General features: G+C 74.3%; 13 protein-coding genes and 1 riboswitch. Of the genes, 4 read left to right on the top strand and 9 right to left on the bottom strand.

Translation table 11 applies throughout. The features are described from left to right. Positions 1–12: 12 nt before the first annotated feature. Entirely contained in the window at positions 13–1,140 is a 1,128-nt protein-coding gene (locus tag AC5WAM_RS19080; protein ID WP_495523266.1) for a cobalt-precorrin-5B (C(1))-methyltransferase, read from the bottom strand. Positions 1,141–1,170: 30 nt separating this feature from the next. On the opposite strand from AC5WAM_RS19080, the gene AC5WAM_RS19075 reads away from it, so the two are divergent. Beyond that, a complete protein-coding gene (locus tag AC5WAM_RS19075; RefSeq protein ID WP_495523265.1) occupies positions 1,171–1,923 on the top strand; it encodes a cobalt-precorrin-6A reductase in 753 nt (250 codons plus the stop codon). A 13-nt stretch (positions 1,924–1,936) separates the two neighbouring features. Here the strand turns inward: AC5WAM_RS19075 and AC5WAM_RS19070 are convergent, their stop codons facing one another. Genes AC5WAM_RS19070 through cobG form a run of 3 tightly spaced genes read right to left on the bottom strand, consistent with a single transcriptional unit; the run spans position 1,937 to position 5,516 of the window. Continuing rightward, positions 1,937–3,469: a precorrin-2 C(20)-methyltransferase gene (locus AC5WAM_RS19070; protein ID WP_495523264.1), complete on the bottom strand. Its 1,533-nt coding sequence runs from the start codon at positions 3,467–3,469 to the stop codon at positions 1,937–1,939. Further along, on the bottom strand, positions 3,466–4,128 hold the full coding sequence (locus AC5WAM_RS19065; protein ID WP_138960998.1) for a precorrin-8X methylmutase: 663 nt from the start codon (positions 4,126–4,128) through the stop codon (positions 3,466–3,468). Before AC5WAM_RS19065 ends, AC5WAM_RS19070 begins: the two co-directional genes overlap by 4 nt. Continuing rightward, positions 4,125–5,516, bottom strand: a complete 1,392-nt coding sequence (gene cobG, locus AC5WAM_RS19060; protein ID WP_495523263.1) for a precorrin-3B synthase — start codon at positions 5,514–5,516, stop codon at positions 4,125–4,127. Before cobG ends, AC5WAM_RS19065 begins: the two co-directional genes overlap by 4 nt. Positions 5,517–5,766: 250 nt before the next feature. Continuing rightward, a riboswitch (cobalamin riboswitch) is annotated at positions 5,767–5,845 on the top strand. 86 nt (positions 5,846–5,931) lie between these two features. On the opposite strand from cobG, the gene cobN reads away from it, so the two are divergent. Then, a complete protein-coding gene (gene cobN / locus AC5WAM_RS19055) occupies positions 5,932–9,582 on the top strand; it encodes a cobaltochelatase subunit CobN (protein WP_495523262.1) in 3,651 nt (1,216 codons plus the stop codon). Between the two features lie 6 nt (positions 9,583–9,588). Here the strand turns inward: cobN and AC5WAM_RS19050 are convergent, their stop codons facing one another. Both AC5WAM_RS19050 and AC5WAM_RS19045 read right to left on the bottom strand, forming a co-directional pair. Then, on the bottom strand, positions 9,589–10,092 hold the full coding sequence (locus tag AC5WAM_RS19050; protein ID WP_495523261.1) for a hypothetical protein: 504 nt from the start codon (positions 10,090–10,092) through the stop codon (positions 9,589–9,591). 174 nt (positions 10,093–10,266) lie between these two features. Next, positions 10,267–10,716: a DoxX family membrane protein gene (locus tag AC5WAM_RS19045; protein ID WP_495523260.1), complete on the bottom strand. Its 450-nt coding sequence runs from the start codon at positions 10,714–10,716 to the stop codon at positions 10,267–10,269. 200 nt (positions 10,717–10,916) lie between these two features. Between AC5WAM_RS19045 and AC5WAM_RS19040 the strand changes: the two genes are divergently transcribed. Together AC5WAM_RS19040 and AC5WAM_RS19035 are read left to right on the top strand one after the other, a co-directional pair. Next, positions 10,917–12,215 carry an amidohydrolase family protein gene (locus AC5WAM_RS19040; RefSeq protein WP_495523259.1) on the top strand — a complete coding sequence of 433 codons (1,299 nt, stop codon included), beginning with the start codon at positions 10,917–10,919 and terminating at the stop codon, positions 12,213–12,215. A gap of 60 nt (positions 12,216–12,275) precedes the next feature. Further along, on the top strand, positions 12,276–13,205 hold the full coding sequence (locus AC5WAM_RS19035; protein WP_495523258.1) for an FkbM family methyltransferase: 930 nt from the start codon (positions 12,276–12,278) through the stop codon (positions 13,203–13,205). 68 nt (positions 13,206–13,273) lie between these two features. Here the strand turns inward: AC5WAM_RS19035 and clsA are convergent, their stop codons facing one another. The 3 genes from clsA to AC5WAM_RS19020 all read right to left on the bottom strand — a co-directional run bounded on the left by clsA (position 13,274) and on the right by AC5WAM_RS19020 (position 19,754). Further along, complete coding sequence (clsA, locus tag AC5WAM_RS19030) at positions 13,274–13,867, bottom strand: cardiolipin synthase ClsA (protein WP_495523257.1); 594 nt, start codon at positions 13,865–13,867, stop codon at positions 13,274–13,276. Positions 13,868–14,390: 523 nt separating this feature from the next. After that, complete coding sequence (locus AC5WAM_RS19025) at positions 14,391–15,152, bottom strand: glycosyltransferase family 2 protein (protein WP_495523256.1); 762 nt, start codon at positions 15,150–15,152, stop codon at positions 14,391–14,393. 519 nt (positions 15,153–15,671) lie between these two features. Then, complete coding sequence (locus tag AC5WAM_RS19020) at positions 15,672–19,754, bottom strand: nSTAND1 domain-containing NTPase (RefSeq protein WP_495523255.1); 4,083 nt, start codon at positions 19,752–19,754, stop codon at positions 15,672–15,674. Between the last annotated feature and the right edge of the window lie 1,168 nt (positions 19,755–20,922).

Raw genomic sequence — 20,922 nt, 5'->3', positions numbered from 1 at the left:
GCCCCGCGCCCCTTAGGGTGCTTCGGCTAGGCCCGACCTTCCCACCACCGTGCCCGCGCGGTCGATGCAGATGACGTCCACGACCACCGGCGCCCCGCGCAGCACCGCCAGGGCCTGGTCACGGGCCTCCACGGCCACCAGGTCGCCGAGCGGCACCCCGGCCGCCGCGCACAGCTGGAGCGCGGCGAGGCCGGTGTTGGCCTCCGCGACCCGCTCGGCGAGGGACGCGTCCGCGCCGCCGCGCCGGGCCAGGGCCGCGAGGAAGCCCTTGTCGACCTGGGAGCGGGCGGAGTGCAGATCCAGGTGACCGGCGGCGAGCTTGGAGAGCTTCGCGAAGCCGCCGCAGATCGTCAGGCGGTCCACCGGGTGGCGGCGCACGTACTTCAGGACGGCGCCCGCGAAGTCGCCCATGTCGAGCAGGGCGTCCTCGGGCAGGTCGTACTCGGCGGTGACCGTCCGCTCCGACGTGGACCCGGTGCACCCGGCGACGTGCGTGCGCCCGGCCGCCCGCGCCACGTCCACGCCCCGCCGGATGGAGTCGATCCACGCCGAGCAGGAGTACGGGACGACGATGCCGGTGGTGCCGAGGATGGACAGGCCGCCGAGGATGCCGAGCCGCGGGTTCCAGGTGGAGCGGGCGATCTCCTCGCCGTGGTCGACGGAGACGGTGATCTCGACGTCGCCGCTGCCGCCGTGCGCCGCCGCGACCCGCGCCACGTGGTCCCGCATCATCTGCCGGGGCACGGGGTTCACCGCCGGTTCGCCGACGGCCAGCGGCAGGCCGGGGCGGGTGACCGTGCCCACGCCGGGGCCCGCGCGGAAGACCACCCCGGACCCGGCGGGCAGCCGCCGCACGGTGGCGCGGACGAGCGCGCCGTGCGTGACGTCCGGGTCGTCGCCCGCGTCCTTCACGACGCCCGCCATCGCGCTGCCCTCGGCCAGCTCCTCGGCCGCGAGCGCGAAGGACGGCGTCTGCCCCTTGGGCAGCGTGATCGTCACCGGGTCGGGGAACGCGCCGGTGAGCAGCGCGGTGTAGGCGGCCGTCGTGGCCGCCGTCGCACAGGAGCCGGTGGTCCAGCCGGGCCGCAGACCGGTGTGCTTGAGTTGGGCGCCGCGGCCGCCCTTGGCCTCGCTGCTCATGCCTCGCTCTTTTGAAGGGAACCGGACTTCGTGCACATCCTCATCCTCGGCGGGACCACCGAGGCCCGCCGCCTCGCCGAGCACCTGGCGGAGGAGGCGCCGCCGGGGCTGCGCGTGACGAACTCCCTGGCGGGGCGCGTGGCCGCGCCCCGGCTTCCGCCCGGCGAGGTGCGCGTGGGCGGCTTCGGCGGGGCCGATGGCCTCGCCGCCTGGCTGCGCACGCACGCGGTGGACGCGCTCATCGACGCCACGCACCCCTTCGCCGGGACCATGAGTTTCCACGCGGCGCGGGCCGCCGCCGTCGCCCATGTTCCCCTGCTCGCGCTGCGCCGTCCCGGCTGGGTACCGGTGCCGGGGGACGACTGGCGCGACGCGGCCTCCCTGGCGGAGGCCGCGGAGCTGCTGCCCGCGCTGGGCGAGCGGGTGTTCCTGACCACGGGGCGGATGGGCCTCGCGGCGTTCGCGGCCCTGGACCGGCAGTGGTTCCTCGTCCGGTCCGTGGACGCGCCCGAGGCGCCGCACCCGCCCCGCATGGAAGTGCTCCTCGACCGCGGCCCCTTCACCCTCGACGGGGAGCGGGAGCTGCTGCGCCGCCACCGCGTCGACGTCCTCGTCACCAAGGACAGCGGGGGCGCCGCCACCGCGCCGAAGCTGACGGCCGCCCGCGAGGCCGGCATCCCCGTGGTCGTGGTCCGCAGGCCGCCGGTGCCCGAGGGCGTGCCGGTGGTGGCCGGGCCCGCGGCGGCGGCCCGCTGGCTCACCGACCGCCTCGGGCCCGCCTGACCGGCCCGGGGGCCTACGCCTCCGGGTAGCGGCGCGGCGTCCAGACGATCTCCTCGCCGTCCCCGCGCCGCACGGCCCGGGTCTGCGAGGAACCCACGAGCAGGATGGTGCGCATGTCGACCTCGGCCGGGTCCAGGTCCGCGAGGCGCACGATCCGCACGCGCTCGCCGGAGCCGCCGACGTCCCGGGCGACCACGACCGGGGTGTCCGGCGCCCGGTGCTCCAGGAGCAGTTCGCGGGCCTTGCCCACCTGCCAGGTGCGGCTGTGCGAGCCGGGGTTGTACAGGGCGAGCACCAGGTCGGCTGAGGCGGCGGCGCGCAGCCGCTCGGCTATGACCTCCCACGGCTTGAGCCGGTCGGACAGGGACAGCGTCGCGTAGTCGTGGCCGAGCGGGGCGCCCGCGCGGGCGGCGGCCGCGTTGGCGGCGGTCACGCCCGGCAGGACCCGCACGCGCACGTCGGCGTACGCGGCCTCCGACGCGGCCTCCAGGACGGCGGTGGCCATCGCGAAGACGCCCGGGTCGCCGCCGGAGACGACGGCGACGCGCCGCCCCCGCCGGGCGAGCTGGAGCGCGAACTCGGCGCGCTCGGCCTCGACCCGGTTGTCGGAGCCGTGCCGGAGCTGGCCGGGGCGCACGGGCACCCGGTCCAGATAGGTGGTGTAGCCGACCAAGTCGTCGGCGGCGGCGAGCGCGCCGCGCGACTCGGGCGTGAGCCACAGCGGCCCCGCGGGGCCGGTGCCCACGACGACGACCTCGCCACGGGCCGGATCCGTGACCTCCGCGTCCGCGGCGGCGGCCGGGCCCGCCCGCTCCGGCACCGGCAGCGCCGCCACCCGGCTCGGCAGGACCGCCACCGAGAAGTACGGCACCGACTCCTCGGTCACGTCCGCGAGGTCGGCGAGGCGCTCCCCGGCCATGGTGGCCCGCTCCACGTACCGGGCCCCCTCCAGGCGCTCCGCGCTCTCCAGGGCGCGCCGCACCTTGGGGAAGGTGCGGCCCAGCTTCATCACCACGGCCGCGTCGGTCGCGGCGAGCCGGGCCGTCAGCTCCTCCTCGGGCAGGGTGCCCGGCAGGATGGTCAGGACCTCCTCGCCCTCCGCGAGCGGCGTGCCGAGGCGGGCCGCGGCGGCCGACACCGACGTGACGCCGGGGATCACCTCGGTGTCGTAGCGGTCGGCGAGCCGCTTGTGCATGTGCATGTAGGAGCCGTAGAAGAGCGGGTCGCCCTCGGCGAGGACCGCGACGGTGCGCCCCGCGTCGAGGTGCGCGGCGAGCCGGGCCGCGGACCGCGCGTAGAACTCGTCCATGGCGCCCTGGTAGCCGCCCGGGTGGTCGGTGGTCTCGGTGGTGACCGGGTAGACCAGCGGCTCCTCGATGTGGTCGGCGCGCAGGTGCTTCGCCGCGATCGAGCGCGCGATGGACCGGCCGTGCCGGGCGCTGTGGTACGCCACCACGTCGGCCTCGGTGATGGCCTCGACGGCGCGCAGCGTCATCAGGGAGGGGTCGCCGGGTCCGAGCCCGACGCCGTACAGCTTGCCGCTCACTCTTCCTCACTCGCGATCGCGTTGAGCGCGGCGGCGGCCATGGCGCTGCCTCCGCGACGGCCGCGCACGACCAGGTGCTCCAGGCCCGAAGGGTGCGCGGCCAGCGCGTCCTTGGACTCGGCGGCGCCGATGAAGCCGACCGGGACGCCGATGACGGCGGCGGGGCGCGGCGCGCCCTCCTCGATCATCTCCAGGAGCCGGAACAGGGCCGTGGGCGCGTTGCCGACGGCCACCACGGAGCCCTCAAGACGGTCCCGCCACAGCTCCAGGGCGGCCGCGCTGCGCGTGGTGCCCAGCTTCGCCGCGAGCTCGGGCACGGCCGGGTCGGAGAGCGTGCACAGCACGTCGTTGTCGGCGGGCAGCCGCTTGCGCGTGACGCCGCTCGCCACCATCTGCACGTCGCAGAAGATCGGCGCCCCGGCGCGCAGCGCCTCCCGGGCGCGGGCCACCACGCCGGTGGTGTGCGCGAGGTCCCGTACGAGGTCGACCATGCCGCAGGCGTGGATCATCCGGACCGCGACCTGGCTGACGTCGGCGGGCAGGGCCGCGAGGTCGGCCTCCGCGCGGATGGTGGCGAAGGACTGGCGGTAGATGGCCGCGCCGTCCTTCTCGTAGTCGTACGTGGTCACGGTCTTGTTCTCGCTGCTCTCGGTCGTCATGCGGAGGGAAACGCCGCCAGGGCGGTGGCGAGGTGGGTGGGGTCGGCGATGGAGGCGCCGGGTGTCTGCTGTCCGCCGCGCACGGCGGTCAGGTCGTAGCCGCCGCCGGGCGCGGCGACCACGTCGACGCGGTCACCGCGCGGGTGTCCGCAGCGGCGCTCGCACCCGGACCAGTACAGCGGCAGTGCGGACCGCCCGGCGGCGGCGAGGGCGCTCGCCGCGTCCGCCCGTACGTCGGCACGGGACTTGGCGCAGCCGGGGCGGCCCACGCAGGCGCCGACACGCAGCCAGGGCGATCCCGGCCCGGTGACGAGACCGGCGGCGGAGAGCCGGGCGAGCGCGGCGGCCGAGGCGGCGGGGCCGAGGTCCGGCGCGGGCACGACGGCGCCGCGCCAGGGGGTCAGGCGCAGCTCGCCGGGGCCCACGGCGGCGGCGACGTGCGTCAACTCCCGCCACTGGAGGCCGGACAGGCGGCCCAGGGGAATGTGCACGGACAGGGCGGAGCCGATGACTCCGGGCGGCGGGCCCCCAGCGGTGCCCTCCGGCGTGGCCCCGCCGGGCCACGCCGCGGGGTCGACCGGCGCGGTCCCTCCGGGCCATGGCTCGGTGCCGTCCGGCGCGGCCCCGCCGTGCCACGGCTCGTGGCCGACGCCCTCGGCGGTGAGGCGACGGCGCACCTCGTCCGCCAACGCGCCGGGCACGAGCGGCAGTTCGGTGATCCGCCAGGCCTTGGTCCCGCTCTCCCCGACGCGGCGCAGAAACGCTTCGGCGGCCACGAGGGCCGCACGGGGCGCGTCCGCCGAGGCCACCGAGAGGACCGGGTGCGGCGTGCCGAGACCGAGCACGGCCCGGCCGCCCGCGACCGCCCGTACGGTCACGTCCGCGTCGAGCCCGGCCACGTCCCCGCGGCCGTCGTCGAGCGCGAACAGGAACCGGCCCGAAAGGCCCCGCGCCGCCTCGCTCGCGCACAGCAGCGCGTCGAGGGCCGTGAGCCAGGGCCGCACGTCGCCCGCGCCCCGGCCGTCGAGGCCGGACAGCGGCGAGGCCACGACGTTGCGCACCCGCTCGTGACCGGGCGAGGGCAGCAGGCCCGCGGCGCCGAGCAGCGCGGCGAGGGCCGCGCCGCAGCCGTCCGCGAGGCCCCGCAGCTGGACGTTGCCGCGCGAGGTCAGATGCAGTTCGCCGTCGCCCAGGTCCCGGGCCGCCGCGGCGAGCGCCTCGGCCTGGCGCACGGTCAGGACGCCGCCGGGCAGCCGGACGCGCGCCAGGGCCCCGTCGTCCGCCGCGTGCAGCCGCAGGCTTCCGGGGCAGGCGTCGCCGCGGTCCCGTGGGGCCGCTGTGGCCTGCGGGGACGGGCGGAGGGGAGCCGTGGACATGGCGGCGAGCATACCGACCATCACACCGCGCCAGCGCTTCGCTGGGATCGCCGCCGTGGGCCGTCGGTCGTCTGCGGACTCGCCGTGGCTGGTCGCGCCCCGCGGCGGAGCCGCATAGGGACACAGCCCCGCGCCCCTTCGGGGCGCCCACGCGACCAGCTGCGGCGGACCGGGGCGAGCGACGGCCCAACGTGACGTCACCTCGACCGCATATGCTCAGCGGTGGATCACCCGATCCACCGTCGCCATGACGGCGACAGGGGAGGAAGCCCGGTGCGATTCCGGCGCGGTCCCGCCACTGTGAGCCCGGCCCCGTGAGGGGGCGGGCGAGCCAGGAACTCCCTTCTCCGCACGCCCGGCTCCGGCCGGGCAGGAGAGACCCACTCACCACCCGGGGCGCGGACACCCCGAGGAAGGCCGACGCCGCATGCAGCACACGACCGGGCCCCGCATCCTGCTCCTGTCGACGTCCGACACCGACCTCCTCAGCGCCCGCGCGGCCACGGGCCCGGTGACCTACCGGTTCGCCAACCCGTCCCGCCTCCCGCTGGACGACCTGCCCGGCCTGCTCGACGGCGCCGACCTCGTCGTCGTCCGCCTCCTCGGCGGCATCCGCGCCTGGCAGGAGGGCCTCGACCTGCTGCTCGCCGACGGCCGTCCCGTGGTGGTCCTCAGCGGGGAACAGGCGCCCGACGCCCAGCTGATGGCCGCCTCCACGGTCCCCGTCGGCATCGCCGCCGAGGCGCACGCCTACCTCGCGCACGGCGGCCCCGCCAACCTGGAGCAGCTCGCCCGCTTCCTCAGCGACACCGTCCTGCTCACCGGCCACGGCTTCGAGTCGCCCGCGCCCGCGCCGACCTGGGGCCCCCTGGAGCGGCAGGCCCCGGCGGGCGAGGGCCCGACCGTCGCCGTGCTCTACTACCGCGCCCACCACATGAGTGGCAACACCGCCTTCGTGCACGCCCTGTGCGACGCCGTCGAGGCGGCGGGCGCCCGGCCGCTGCCGCTGTACGTGGCCTCGCTGCGCGCCCCCGAGCCCGAGCTGATCGACGCGCTGCGGGCCGCCGACGCCATCGTCACCACGGTCCTCGCGGCGGGCGGCACCAAGCCCGCCGAGGCCTCGGCGGGAGGCGACGACGAGTCCTGGGACGCGGGCGCGCTCACCGCGCTCGACGTGCCGATCCTCCAGGCCCTGTGCCTGACCGGCTCGCGCTCCGCCTGGGAGGAGAACGACGAGGGCGTCTCGCCGCTGGACGCCGCCAGCCAGATCGCGGTGCCGGAGTTCGACGGCCGTCTGATCACGGTGCCGTTCTCCTTCAAGGAGATCGACGAGGACGGCCTCCCGGCGTACGTCGCCGACCCCGAGCGCGCCGCCCGCGTCGCCGGGATCGCCGTGCGCCACGCGCGCCTGGGGCACATCCCGGCCGCCGAGAAGCGGATCGCGCTCGTCCTGTCCGCGTACCCGACGAAGCACTCCCGGATCGGCAACGCGGTCGGCCTGGACACGCCCGCGAGCGCGGTGCAGCTCCTGCGCCGACTGCGCGCCGAGGGCTACGACTTCGGCGACGCCGAGATCCCGGGCCTGGTCTCCGGCGACGGCGACGAGCTGATCCGCGCCCTCATCGAGGCGGGCGGCCACGACCAGGACTGGCTCACCGAGGAGCAGCTGGCGAAGAATCCGGTGCGCATCCCGGCCGCCGACTACCGGCGCTGGTACGCCACGCTCCCCGAGGAGCTGCGCTCGGCCGTCGAGGAGCACTGGGGCCCGGCGCCCGGCGAGATGTTCCTGGACCGCAGCCGGGCGGGCCGCGGCGGCGACCCGGACGGCGACATCGTCCTCGCCGCCCTGCGCTTCGGGAACCTGCTGATCCTCATCCAGCCGCCGCGCGGCTTCGGCGAGAACCCCATCGCGATCTACCACGACCCGGACCTGCCGCCCTCGCACCACTACCTGGCGGCGTACCGCTGGATCGCGGCGGCCGCCTCCGACGGCGGCTTCGGCGCCGACGCGATGATCCACCTCGGCAAGCACGGCAACCTGGAGTGGCTGCCCGGCAAGAACGCGGGCCTGTCCGCCGCCTGCGCCCCCGACGCGGCCCTCGGCGACATCCCGCTCGTCTACCCGTTCCTGGTCAACGACCCGGGCGAGGGCACCCAGGCCAAGCGCCGCGTGCACGCCACCCTCATCGACCACCTCGTCCCGCCGATGGCGCGCGCCGACTCCTACGGCGACATCGCGCGCCTGGAGCAGCTCCTCGACGAGTACGCGCAGATCAGCTCGATGGACCCGGCGAAGCTCCCGGCCATCCGCGCCCAGATCTGGACCCTCATCCAGGCCGCGAAGCTCGACCACGACCTGGGTCTTGAGGACCGCCCCGACGACGACGGCTTCGACGACTTCCTGCTGCACGTCGACGGCTGGCTGTGCGAGGTCAAGGACGCCCAGATCCGCGACGGCCTGCACGTCCTCGGCGCCCCGCCGGCCGGCGACGACCGCGTCAACCTGGTCCTGGCGATCCTGCGCGCCCGCCAGATCTGGGGCGGCACCACGGCCCTGCCCGGCCTGCGCGAGGCCCTCGGCCTCGACGAGTCGGCCGCCACGCGCACCACGGCCGACGCGGCGGAGGAGCAGGCCCGCGCCCTGGTCGTGGCGATGGAGGAGGCCGGCTGGGACCCGGCGGCCGTACCGGCGGTGGCGGCCTCGGTCGCGGCCGAGCGCCGCGACCAGGTGACGGCCATCCTGGAGTTCGCGGCCCGCGAGGTCGTGCCGCGCCTGTCGGCGACCACGGCCGAGCTGGACCACGCCGTGCACGCCCTGAACGGCGGCTTCGTCCCGGCGGGCCCCTCGGGATCCCCGCTGCGCGGCCTGGTCAACGTCCTGCCGACGGGCCGCAACTTCTACTCCGTCGACCCCAAGGCGGTGCCGTCCCGGCTCGCCTGGGAGACGGGCCAGGCCCTGGCCGACTCCCTCCTGGAGCGCTACCGCGCGGACAACGGCGAGTGGCCCACCTCGGTCGGCCTCTCCCTGTGGGGCACCAGTGCGATGCGCACCGCCGGCGACGACGTCGCCGAGGCCCTGGCCCTGCTCGGCGTCCGCCCGGTCTGGGACGACGCGTCCCGCCGCGTCACGGGCCTGGAGGCGATCCCGTACGAGGAACTGAACCGCCCCCGCATCGACGTCACCCTGCGCATCTCCGGCTTCTTCCGCGACGCTTTCCCGCACACCGTCGGCCTCCTGGACGACGCGGTGCGCCTCGCGGCGTCGCTCGACGAGCCCGCCGAGGCCAACCACGTGCGGGCCCACGTCCAGGCGGACCTCGCCGAGCACGGCGACGAACGCCGGGCCACCACCCGCATCTTCGGCTCCCGCCCCGGCACGTACGGCGCGGGCCTGCTCCAGCTCATCGACTCGCGCGACTGGCGCACCGACGCGGACCTCGCCGAGGTGTACACGGTCTGGGGCGGCTACGCCTACGGCCGCGGCCTGGAGGGCCGCCCGGCCCGCGCCGAGATGGAAGCCACCTACAAGCGCATCGCGATCGCGGCCAAGAACACCGACACCCGCGAGCACGACATCGCCGACTCCGACGACTACTTCCAGTACCACGGCGGCATGGTCGCCACGGTGAAGGCCCTGCGCGGCGGCAAGGCGCCCGAGGCGTACATCGGCGACTCCACCCGCCCCGAGACGATCCGCACGCGCACCCTGGTCGAGGAGACCTCCCGCGTCTTCCGGGCCCGCGTGGTCAACCCCAAGTGGATCGAGGCGATGCGCCGCCACGGCTACAAGGGCGCCTTCGAACTCGCCGCCACCGTCGACTACCTCTTCGGCTACGACGCCACCACCGGCGTGGTCGCCGACTGGATGTACGACAAGCTCACCGAGACGTACGTCCTCGACCCCACCAACCGCGACTTCCTCAAGGAAGCCAACCCCTGGGCCCTCCACGGCATAGCCGAACGCCTCCTGGAGGCCGAATCCCGGGGCATGTGGTCCAAGCCGGACCCCGCCACCCTGGAGGCCCTCCGCCAGATCTACCTGGAAACCGAGGGCAACTTGGAGGACGACGACGCCTGACCCGGGCTACGGGCGGGCCGGGGCCGTCCCGGTCCAGCCCGCCTCCCGCGCGGCTGCCACCGCGCTCTCCTCCGTCGCCTCCGCGCGCGCCGTCAGGGCTTCGGCGCGGCCCGGGCTCCGGCCCCCGGCCGCTTCGGCGGAGGCGCCGGAGGCGGTGAGGGCGGCCTGGAGGGCGGTGTCCGCGAGGGGGCCGGGGGCGGTGGCGCGGGCCGCCTGGGCGGCGGTCGCGGCCGCGGCGGCGGCGTTGCGGGCGCAGCGGGCGTCGGCCGCGGGGTCGGGCGCCCGGCCGTCCCGTTCGGCGATCGACCGCGCGGCCAGGCGCACCGCGTTCGCGGCCCGGGCGGCCGGGCCCGTCGGCACGACCTCCGCCTGGTCCGGCTCGATGCCCGCGGCCCGGCAGGCGGCGACGGCCCGGTCGTACGCGCTCCTGGCGCGGGCCAGGTGCCGGTCCTGGAGGGCCTGTTCGCCGGTGGCGGGCTCCGGCTGGTCACTGCGGACGGGTGCGCTCATGGCCACCTCCTGGCGGGGCGGGGCGGTCGGGTGCGTGGCGGGCAGGGTGGCACGGCGGGCCCCAACACGCCAGAGCGGAACTGAGAGAGCGTCAGATTCAGGGCACCGGAGCGGCCGCGGCCCCGGCCCCCGGCGCCCGCAAGGACGGCCCCCGTGCCTACCGGGGCCCGGCGCCTACAGGAACAGCCCCAGCGTCTCGTCCAGCGACCACGTCTGCCAGCCCATGCCGAAGAAGGCCACCGCCGAGATCAGCGCCATCATCAGGTTCTGCCCCTGCTCCGCCCAGTCGTGGATCATGAGGACGAGGTAGATCAGGTTGAGCACCAGGCCCGCGGCCAGGGCGACCGGCGTGAGGAAGCCCGCGATCAGGCCGAGGCCCAGGGCCAGTTCCGCGTAGGCGACGACGTACGCCATGAGGCGCGGGCGCGGCCTGACCACGGTGTCGAAGCCCCGGCGTACGACGGGCCAGCGGTGCTGCTCGGCTATGCCCGCGGCCCAGGCGATGCCGCCGCCCGTGAACCAGCTCTTCTTGTCCTTGTGCCGCCAGCTCTCCAGCCACCACAGGCCGAGGCCGATCCTGAGCACCGCGCACCACTCGGCACCGCCGAGCCAGATCGTCTGCATCGTGAGGGCCCTTTCGTGGCGTGCGCGCGGGTGCGGCGGCGCGTACTGACGGGTCGTCAGTTGAGCTGAAGGGGGCGCAACTTGCAAGGCCCCGCGCCCGCTTGCCGTGCGCCCGTGCGGCCCCCTACTCTCCATCTGATGGGTCGTCAGATACGGCATCGGGCACGGCCCGGTCGAACCGGCGGGCAGGGAGCTGCGGCATGAGCGGCAACGTGAGCGGCAACATCGGCGGCGGCGCGGGGGGCGAAGCGCGGGAGGACGGGGGCGGCCGCGCGTCCGGTGTGCGGGACCTCCCCAGGGTCATCAGCGTGGACGACCACGTGATCGAGCCCGCGCACCTCTTCGAGACCTGGCTTCCGGCCAAGTACCGCGACAAGGGCCCCCAGCCCTTCACCGCCGGGATCGGAGAACTGGCGTACGTGGGCGGCAAGTACCGCTTCACCACCGATCCGGACGGCCAGATCACCGACTGGTGGCGGTACGAGGGGGAGGTCTTCCCGTACAAGAGGATCATCGCCGCCGTGGGCTTCTCCCGGGACGAGATGACGCTCGACGGCATCACGCGGGAGCAGATGCGGCGCGGGTGCTGGGACCCCAAGGCGCGCCTCGAGGACATGGACCTCAACCACGTCGAGGCCTCGCTGTGCTTCCCCACCTTCCCGCGGTTCTGCGGGCAGACGTTCGCGGAGGCGCGGGACAAGGAGGTCGCCCTGGCCTGCGTCCGCGCGTACAACGACTGGATGGTGGAGGAGTGGTGCGGGGACAGCGGCGGGCGCCTTATCCCGCTGTGCCTCATCCCGCTGTGGGACGTGGAGCTCGCCGTCGCGGAGATCCGGCGGAACGCCGCGCGCGGGGTGCGGGCGGTGACGTTCTCCGAGATCCCGACCCATCTGGGCCTGCCGTCGATCCACTGCGGGTACTGGGATCCGTTCTTCGCCGCCTGCGAGGAGACGGGCACGGTGGTGAACATGCACATCGGGAGCAGCTCCCAGATGCCCGCCGCCTCGCCGGACGCGCCGCCCGCCGTGCAGGCAGCGCTGTCCTTCAACAACGCGATGGCCTCGATGATGGACTTCCTGTTCTCGGGCGTCCTGGTGAAGTTCCCCCTGCTCAAGCTCGCCTACAGCGAAGGGCAGATGGGCTGGATCCCGTACGCCCTGGAGCGCGCGGACGACGTGTGGGAGGAGCACCGCGCCTGGGGCGGGGTGCGCGACCTGGTCCCCGAGCCCCCGTCGTCGTACTACTACCGGCAGGTCTTCTGCTGCTTCTTCCGCGACCGGCACGGCATCGAGGCCATCGAGACCGTCGGCGTGGACAACGCGACCTTCGAGACCGACTACCCGCACGTCGACTCGACGTGGCCGCACACCAAGCGCGTGGCGGCCGAGCACGTCGGCGGTCTGTCCGCGGAGGTGGCCTACAAGCTGCTGCGCGGCAACGCGATTCGTATGCTGGACCTGCCGTTCGATCAGGGTCGGACGGTCGCGGCCACCGCCTGACCCCGACCCCGGGAGCGGCCCGCCGCGGTGCGCGTGGCCCCCGTGGGAAAGGCGAGTGCGATGAGCAGCGGCAGCACGGTGTCGGAGGTCCTGGCCACGCTCGGCCGGCGGTACGTGCGCGACGCCCCGGGCACCCTCGGCAAGGCCGCGCTCGCGACCCGGTATCTGAACCCCTGGCTGCGGGAGCACCCCCGCGAGCGGGTGGCCGAGTCGGTCTTCGGCGCCCGCTTCGCGGTCGACACGCGGGACCTCATCCAGCGCTACCTCTATCTGTTCGGGGTCTGGGAGCCGCACATGTCGCGCTGGCTGCGGGGCCGTCTGCGCCCCGGTGACGTCTTCGTGGACGTCGGCGCGAACATCGGCTACTTGAGCGTCCTGGGGGCCCGCCTCGTCGGCGAAGGGGGGCGCGTGGTGGCCGTCGAGGCCTCGCCCGAGTTCCACCGGCGCGTGCTGCTGCACCGGGAGTTGAACGGCTGCGACAACATCCGCGCGGTCAACGCGGCCGTCTCGGACCGCAGGCAGAAGCTCACCTTCGTCCTCGCCAGCGCCCACAACATGGGCGCGAACAGCGTCGTTCCGTGGGACGGGCCCGTCGAGTCCCGCTTCGAGACGGAGGCCGTCCCGCTGCCCGAACTCCTGGAGCCGGACGAGATCGCGCGGGCCCGGGTCATCAAGGTGGACGTCGAGGGGGCCGAGGGCAGCGTCGTGCGGGGCCTCGCCCCCGTCCTCGACCGGCTGAGGCCGGACGTGGAGATCGCCGTGGAGGTCACCCCGGAGCGGATGGCGCAGCTCGGCGACGACGTGGACGAGCTCCTGGAGACGATGCGCGCCCACGGATTCCACACGTACCGCCTGCTCAACGACTATGCGCCGGGCAGCTATCCGGCGGCCGTACGGTACGCGGGCGACGGCCCGCTCCGGTGGCGCGGGCCGGTCCGCGAGGAGACCGACCTGATCTTCTCGCGCGTGGACGCGGAAGCCTTGGGGTGAGGTCGGGACCCCCCGGAGCGCGTGGGTCGCGTGCTGAGGCCGGGGCGCAGGGGGCGCGTGGGCCCGCGCTACGCGGGCGCGGTGCTCCGCCGCAGCCGGTGCACCTGCGTCGTGTAGAGCGCGGCCGACCACCAGTAGAGGGCCGCGCCCCACAGGGCGAGCGCCCAGCCGCAGACGCGGGCCGCGTCGGCGACCGTGCCGTCCCCGCTCGCCAAGAGGAGCAGGGGGAAGGCGTACATCAGGTTGAAGGTGGCCGCCTTCCCCATGAAGTTCACCTGCAGCGGGCCGTATCCCCTTCTGCGCAGGGCGGCGACGTTGAACGTCATGAAGACGTCGCGCGCGAGGAGCAGGACGAGGAACCACCAGGGAATGATGTCCCGCAGCAGCAGAGCGAGCAGCGTGGACGCCGTGTAGAGGCGGTCCGCCGCGGGGTCGAGGACCTGGCCGAGGCGGGTGATCTGGTTCCATCTGCGGGCCAGTTTGCCGTCGAGGTAATCGGTCGCGCCGCTGAGCGCGAGGAGGGCGACGGCCCATCCGTCGCGATTCGGATTTCCGAAGTAGGGCTGGAGCACGAGCCAGAGGAATACGGGAACCCCGGCGACCCGCAGTGCGCTCAGCGCGTTGGGGATCGTGAGTACCCGGTCGAATCCTGCACGCGCCACCGAGGTGCCTCCGAAATCCCTGGCCCGGATCGTTTTGTCCTGATCCTGTTCATCGGCCGATCGGGGATCCTACCAGGGCGGTGCGATCCGACTCCTGGCCCGAAGGAGGTAAAAGCCGTGGTCAGAGGCTATGTGGGCGGACGCATGCCGAGGAAGTCCGCGCCGCAAATCGGTGCATACTGCATCTTGTATTGCATAGGCCTCCATTCGGCGTGCTCGGCTGATCGCGGGCCGGGATCCTCGCCCAGGGGCCCGGCGTTCCGTATTGCCTCGTAGGCAAGGAGCGCGCGATGACTTCCTTTCCTGAAGGGCGGCTTCATGAAGAGGAAGCGCGGAGCCGTGGCCGGGACGCCCGCGGCAATGATCTGATCGGCGTCGGAGCGATCGGCGTCGGAGCGATCGATGTCGGGCGGTCGGCGTCGGAGCCGAGAAACCCGATGGCGTCGCGACGGCGAACTCCGGCAGCACCGCGTCGGCAATTCCGGCGGAGGCTCCGGATGGGGAGAAGGCCGGTCTCCAGGGGTCAGGACGCGCCGGGCGCGTACCGCCACTGGAAGTGCGACAGGGCTCGGGCGCGGGACTCCACGACCGCCATCCGCGCGGCGTGCTCCGCCGTCTCGGTGTGCGCGGCCTGGCCCGTGACCTGCCCCTCCCACTTGCGGTAGAGCAGCCCGACCTCGGCGGAGAACCAGCCGCGGGCCACCGAGCCCAGGGCCAGCAGGAGCCCGGTGTCCTCCGAGGCGGGCAGCGCCATCCAGCCGCCCAGGGCGACGAGCAGATCGCGGCGCACGAAGAGCGAGGCGGGGTGGACCGGGGCGCGGAAGCCGTTCGCCTTCCAGTGGTCGAGGACGGCCGTGCGCTCGATCGGGCCGTGGTCGGGGTCGCCGGGGAAGCCCGCGGTGGACCCGTCCGGAAGCAGATCGAGCACGCGTGACGTCGCCCAGCCGAGCGTGCCGTCCGCTTCCAGGGCCGCCAGGTCGCGGGCGAGCACGCCGGGCTTGAGCTGGTCGTCGGCGTCGAGGACCTTCACGTACGGCCCTTCGGCGTGGGCGAGGGCCAGGGTGCGGGCGACGCCGGGGCCGCCGGGGCGCCCCTGCCGGAAGGTCACCCGCTCGTCGTCGGGCACGTAGGGGGCGACCAGGTCGCTCTTGCCGTCCTCCTGGATCAGCCAGTGCCACTCCCAGCCCTCGGGCAGCTCCTGCGCGCGGATCGACGCGTACGCGTCCGGCAGGAACCGGGCGGACGGGGCGTGGACAGCGGTGATGATGGTGACGCGCCGGCACATGACCCTCACTCTATGACTCCGCGAGAGGCGCCGACGAGGGGGTGGGCGGCCGCGTGGAAATCCGCAGCCGGTGAATACGGAGGCGACTTGGGCAACTCGGCGACAAGGCGGCGCGCCGGTTCGGAGAAAAGCGCCGCCCCCGCTATCGCTGCGGTTGCCGGATCGCACCCGGCCGACCGTTGTTGAGGGTGCAACGGCTCTGGGGCGGCCGTTGCGTGAGTTCACGGCGGCAGCCTTGCGTGCAACAGGAAAGTATCTTTTGCCCGCGCCGAGGGGTGACGGCTGTGGCCAGTGAAAAACGCTGAGTAATTAGGGGTCGTGTAGGGGGTGCGGGGCGGTGCCCGCGAGGGTGCCCGGATATGGAAGAACCCGATCGCTGGCGACGGGGGATGCACCAGCGATCGGGTTGTCCCCAACCTTAACAAGGTCGCTTGCGGATGGGGAGTGAACTTCCCCGCAAAGATGCCGAGTTGTGATCGGGATCACGGCGGCGATCCGCAACGGAGAAGGAACACGGCGTTACTTCGCGCACGGCGGCTCATACGAGAGGCGGGGCAGATACTCGCGCCAATTCTCCGGCGTCAGGACGCCGCGCGTGGTCGAGCAGATACGGCGAATTGCCGTGTCGGCGTCCAGATTCCACAGCCGGACGGTATCGGGGCCGCTCGAAACTCCGAGCATGCGCCCTTGCGGGCTGAACGACAGGAAACTGCCCGTCTTGGCGTTGGGGCTCATCGACTGCCCGATGGGGGCCGCGTCGGACGGGTGGGTGAGGTCCCAGAGCCGGACCGTGTTGTCGTTGCCGCCGCTCGCCAGGGTGCGGCCGTCACGGCTGAACGTCAGGGACACGAGCGCGTCGGTGTGCCCGGTCAGCGGGGAGCCGCGGGGGGCCGCCCTGCGCGGGTCCGTGACGTCCCAGAGCCGGACCGTGCCGTCGTCGCTGCCGCTGGCGAGGGTCCGCCCGTCGGGGCTGTGGGCCAGGGTGTTGATGGGGCCCAAGTGCCCCGTGAGGGGCTTGCCGAGCGGCGTGGCGTGCCGGCGGTCGGCCACGTTCCACAGCCGGATGGTGCCGTCGGAGCTGGCGCTGGCGAGCGTCCGCCCGTCCTTGCCGAAGGCGAGGTCGTTGACGTAGCCCTTGTGGCCGGTGAGCGGGGCGCCGAGCCGTCGGGGGCGCTTCGGATCCGCGACGTCCCACAGCTGGATGGTGCGGTCCTCGTAGGCGGTCGCGAGGGTGCGCCCGTCCCGGCTGAAGGCCAGCGCGGCCGCGAACCGCGTCCGCAGCTCCACCGGTTCCCCGTACGAGACGGGGTGAGCGGGGTCGGAGACGTCCCACAGCTGTACCGCGCGGCTGCCCGTGAGCACCGCGAGGGTGCGGCCGTCGGGGGAGAACGCGGGCGCGCGCACGGCGCCCTCGCCGGGCTCGAAGGGCTTGCCGAGGGCCACGGGGCGGTTGGGCCGCTCCACGTTCCACAGCCGGATCCGCTCGTCGCGGGCCACCGTGGCGAGGACCTTCCCGTCGGGGCGGAACACCCCGATGCGGCCGACCATGTCCGAGGTCGGGATCGACCACAGCCGGACCTTGTTGTCGCCGCTCCCGGTGGCCAGGGTGCGGCCGTCCGGGCTGAAGCCGAGCGCGTACATCTCCCCGCTGCTGCCCGCGAGGGGCTCGCCGACCTGCGAAGGGTGCGCCGCGTCCCGGACGTTCCACAGGCTCGCCGTACTGTCCGCGCTGGCGGTGGCGAGCATCGTCCCGTCGTGGTTGAAGGCCACGGACCACACGGGGCCCGTGTGGCCGGTGAGGGGCGGGCCGAGCGCGCGCGCCTTCTCCGGCTCCGCGACGTCCCAGAGCCGGACCGTGTTGTCCGAGCTGCCGCTGGCCAGCGCCTTGCCGTCGGGGCTGAAGGCCACGGAGTGCACCGTGTCCTTGTGGCCGCGCAGCACCTTGCCGATCGGCTTCGGGCGGCTCGGGTCGGCCGTCGACCACAGCCGGATGGCGCCGTTGTCGCCGCCGGCCGCGAGGGTCCGCCCGTCGGGGCCGAACGCCACGGAGCGCACCGGCGCGGTGTGCCCGGTCAGCGTGGCGAGCGCCTTCGGGCGCCGCGGGTCCCGCACGTTCCACAGCCGTACGGTGCGGTCCTCGCCCGCGGAGGCGAGGGTGCGCCCGTCCGGGCTGAAGGCCACCAGGTAGATCGTGCCGCGGTGGCCGGTCAGGGGCGTGCCGAGCGTGCGCGGACGCCGGGGGTCCGTGACGTCCCACAGCCGGATCGTCCCGTCGTCCGCGGCGCTGGCGAGGGTCTTGCCGTCCGGGCTGAAGACGGCGCTGCTCACCCAACTCGTGTGCCCGGTCAGGGGCTTGCCAAGGGGCTTCGGCCGGGACCGGTCCGACACGTCCCACAGCCGGACCGTACGGTCGTAGCTCGCGGTGGCGAGCAGCCGCCCGCCGGGGTGGAACGAGGTGAGGTAGACGGCGCCGGTGTGGCCCGTGAGCGGAGTGGCCAGGGGCGCGTTGACGATCGAGATCAGCCGGTTCATCGTGCCCTGGTCGTCGGGCCGCAAGCGGTGCGCCACCAGGTCGAGTTGGGCGGACAGCGAGGGGTCGGTGCTCTGCGCGCGGTCGGCCGCCGCGGTCACCTGGGCGAATATCGCGTCGTTCCGCTCGGACACCGCGTCGTCCCGCTGCTGCCAGGCGACCACCGCGGAGACGGCCGCGAGCAGCGCGAGGACGAGCAGCGTCGACACCGCGCCGCGTCTGAGCCGGACCGTGCGCTTGCGCAGACCCGTCGAGGCGGCCAGGAAGTCCACCGCGCTCCGTGTCAGGAAGGGGTCCTCGGCGGACTCCGCCCAGGCGCACGCCTGCTCGAGCCGGGAGCCGCGGTAGAGCAGCGACGCGTCGCGGTCGGACTCCTCCCAGGTCCTGCTGTCCTCTTCGAGCCGCTGGCGCAGCAGATGGTCGTTGCGGTCCTCGTCGATCCAGTCGCGCAGGCGCGGCCAGGCGTGCAGCAGCGCCTCGTGCGTGATCTCCACGGTCTCCGCGTCGAGCGTCACCAGACGGGCGCGGGCCAGCGCCTCGAGCGACTCCTCCGTCTTGTTGGGGTTGGTCGACTCCTCCGAGAGCTGGCGCCGCGTGCCCCGTCTGCGGGTGGCCTGGGTGTCCTCGCCGAGCCGTACGAGCCGCAGCAGGAGCAGCCGCGCGGCTGTGCGCGCCGCGGAGTCGAGGTCGGACCAGGCGCGTTCGGCGGTCGCCGCCACCGCGCCCTGGATCCCTCCGGCCGCGCGGTAACCGGCCAGCGTGAGGCGTCCCGCCTTCCGCCGCTGCCAGGTGGCGAGCAGGGCGTGGGAGAGCAGCGGAAGCACTCCCGTGTCATGGGCCCCGCGCGGCCCGTCCGTACTCACTTCGCGGACGATGAGCTCGGCGAGCCCCGGTTCGAGTTCGAGGCCCACGGCCTTGGCCGGGCCGGTCACCGCGTTGCGCAGCTCGGCGGTGGTGAGCGGCCCGAGCACCATGTGCCGGTGCTGGAGGGCGTCGGCCAGCTCGGGGTGGGCGAGGCACTCCTCGTAGAAGTCGGCGCGGACACCGAGGACGACGAGCGCGGGCGCGGGCTCGTCGTCCTCGGCCCCGGCCGCCCCAGCTGCCCCGGTCGCCCCGGCCGTCCCGGGCGAGCACGCGGCGTGCAGCACCTGGACGAAGGTGCGCCGGGCCGTCTCGTCGGCGCAGAGGGTGAACGCCTCCTCGAACTGGTCGACGATGACGACCGGCCGGGCGTCGGAGGCCGTCCCGCGCCGCGCCCACGTCGTGACGCACTCCCTGACCGCGTCCGCGAACTCGGGCGTACCGGGCGCGCCCGGGCTCTCCTCGCCCGCCTCCGCGGCCTGCGCCTCCGCGGCGGCGACCGCGGGCGCCAGCTCGGGTATGAGCGCGGTCAGCTCGGCGACGGGGTCGGGCCCCGGGACGAGGTGCAGCACCTGGGCCGCCCGGCCGTCGCCGTCGCCGAGCGCGCCACCGCGCAGGGCGGGCACGAGCCCGGCGTTCAGGAGCGACGACTTCCCCGCGCCCGAGGCGCCCACGAGCATCACCAGGCCGCCGGTGTCCTGCGCCGCGCCGAGCTGGGCGAGCAGCGCGTCCGTGCTCCGCTCCCGGCCGAAGAACCACTGCGCGTCCTGCTGACGGTACGAAGCGAGCCCGCGGTACGGGCACACGCTGGGGACCGGGGCTTCGACGAGGGGGCGCTCCTCCTCGCCCGCGGCCGGGGCGGCGTCGCCGACCGGATCGGCCACCGCGCGCTCCCACAGGCGCTGCCACTGCGCGAGGTCGTACAGGCCCGGGGAGACCGGCGTCGCGCGGACGCGGCGGGCCTCGGGGACGAGGACGTGCAGGACCGCCGCGAGGGCGGTGAACTGGGCGGGCACGTTCTTGGCCCGCCGCCAGTCGCTGATCCGCTGCGCGGACACGCGCACGGGGCGGCCTCGCTCATCGACCCGTTGCAGTCGGGCAACCGCCTCGGCAACGCGTTTCAGGGGAGGGTTTCCGGCCTCCTGGTACAGCAGCGCGAGACGTTCCGCGAAGGCTGTGCGCGCCCCTGAGTCGGAGCTCAAGGCCTCCACCCCTTTACTTCCGCCGCACCTGGACTTCCGGACCGGAAAACTCACTCTATACGGCTGACCTGCGGCTGAGCGGACCGGACGGAACCGGATCCTCCTCAGCGACCGCCGCAGTTGGCAGGATCTCGGCAGGGGCGAAGCAACCACGCGGCGTCAGGGCAGGCCACCGGCCCTGCGCCTGGAGAGGCAACTGATGGCGCTGCGACTTCCTGGCTGGTTTTTGCTGGAGTTACGGAGCGGTGGCGAGGGTCTCGCCATGCCCCGTCGGACGACGTGTGCGCCCGGTCACGCCCGGACCGCTCCGACGTCGGCCGCGGGCCTCAGCTCTCTCCGATCCGCGCCGCCACGGCGCGGGGCCACGTCGCCCGTGTCGTTTGGTACCGGTCCCCACGAGGGGAGGGACCGGTACCGAAACGACCCCCACCCCCGAAGCGCCCTCCCGCCCCGAAGCGACCCCGGGCGCCGCAGCGACCTCTCGCCCCGCAGCGACCTCTTGCCCCGCAGCGACCTCTCGCCCCCGGGGCCCTCCCGCCCACGCACCCACTTCCCCCACGCCACGGCTCCGCCTCCCGCAGGCGGTCCCCACACAGCCCTCAGCGACTCCGGCTGGGGCCCGTGCCGCCCCCGCCCGAAGCACCGCCGTCCACGGCGGCCGTGACACCCGGGCCCTCGAAGGCCCACCGGCGAACACGCCTCACCAGGCACACCGCAACGGGCACACCTCAGCGGACAGCCTCAGCAACCACACACCACGCAAAACAGATCAGGCCCGGCCTCCCGAAGGAGACCGGACCTGATGCTTGGCTGTCGGGGTGGCGGGATTTGAACCCACGACCTCTTCGTCCCGAATGAGGTTCGGTTGCTGATCTTGCCTGCACGGCTGACGTTTGCACTGGTCAGGGGCGTGGTGTCGATGGGCCCCGCAGGGTGTGGCGAGGGCTGGGGGAGCAGGTCGGCTCCCAAACGGCTCCCATCAGGACGAGTGTCGACGGCGTATGCCGCTCCCGTGAAGGTGACGGTCTGTCCGCTCACGAAGGGTGCGCGCAGATGTCGTGCCGGCCCCTCTCGTCGAACCGGAAACGACCTGGGCCGATGACGCCGTGCGTTGGCGCAGAAGCGGTAAGGTGACAGCATTGGGCTGCCTCGTGGGATGAAGACTGATGGTCAAGTC

It is taken from the genome of Streptomyces sp. JLYT201 (assembly GCF_059448825.1).
The sequence above is the reverse complement of the archived record's forward strand: the minus strand, read 5'-3'. Positions and strand labels throughout refer to the sequence as shown.

Coding starts and splice junctions, on each gene's coding strand:
- AC5WAM_RS19080 (WP_495523266.1), bottom strand. CDS start 1,140: ATGAGCAGCGAGGCCAAGGGCGGCCGCGGCGCCCAACTCAAGCACACC.
- AC5WAM_RS19065 (WP_138960998.1), bottom strand. CDS start 4,128: ATGACGACCGAGAGCAGCGAGAACAAGACCGTGACCACGTACGACTAC.
- cobG (WP_495523263.1), bottom strand. CDS start 5,516: ATGCTCGCCGCCATGTCCACGGCTCCCCTCCGCCCGTCCCCGCAGGCC.
- cobN (WP_495523262.1), top strand. CDS start 5,932: ATGCAGCACACGACCGGGCCCCGCATCCTGCTCCTGTCGACGTCCGAC.
- AC5WAM_RS19050 (WP_495523261.1), bottom strand. CDS start 10,092: ATGAGCGCACCCGTCCGCAGTGACCAGCCGGAGCCCGCCACCGGCGAA.
- AC5WAM_RS19045 (WP_495523260.1), bottom strand. CDS start 10,716: ATGCAGACGATCTGGCTCGGCGGTGCCGAGTGGTGCGCGGTGCTCAGG.
- AC5WAM_RS19040 (WP_495523259.1), top strand. CDS start 10,917: ATGAGCGGCAACGTGAGCGGCAACATCGGCGGCGGCGCGGGGGGCGAA.
- AC5WAM_RS19035 (WP_495523258.1), top strand. CDS start 12,276: ATGAGCAGCGGCAGCACGGTGTCGGAGGTCCTGGCCACGCTCGGCCGG.
- AC5WAM_RS19025 (WP_495523256.1), bottom strand. CDS start 15,152: ATGTGCCGGCGCGTCACCATCATCACCGCTGTCCACGCCCCGTCCGCC.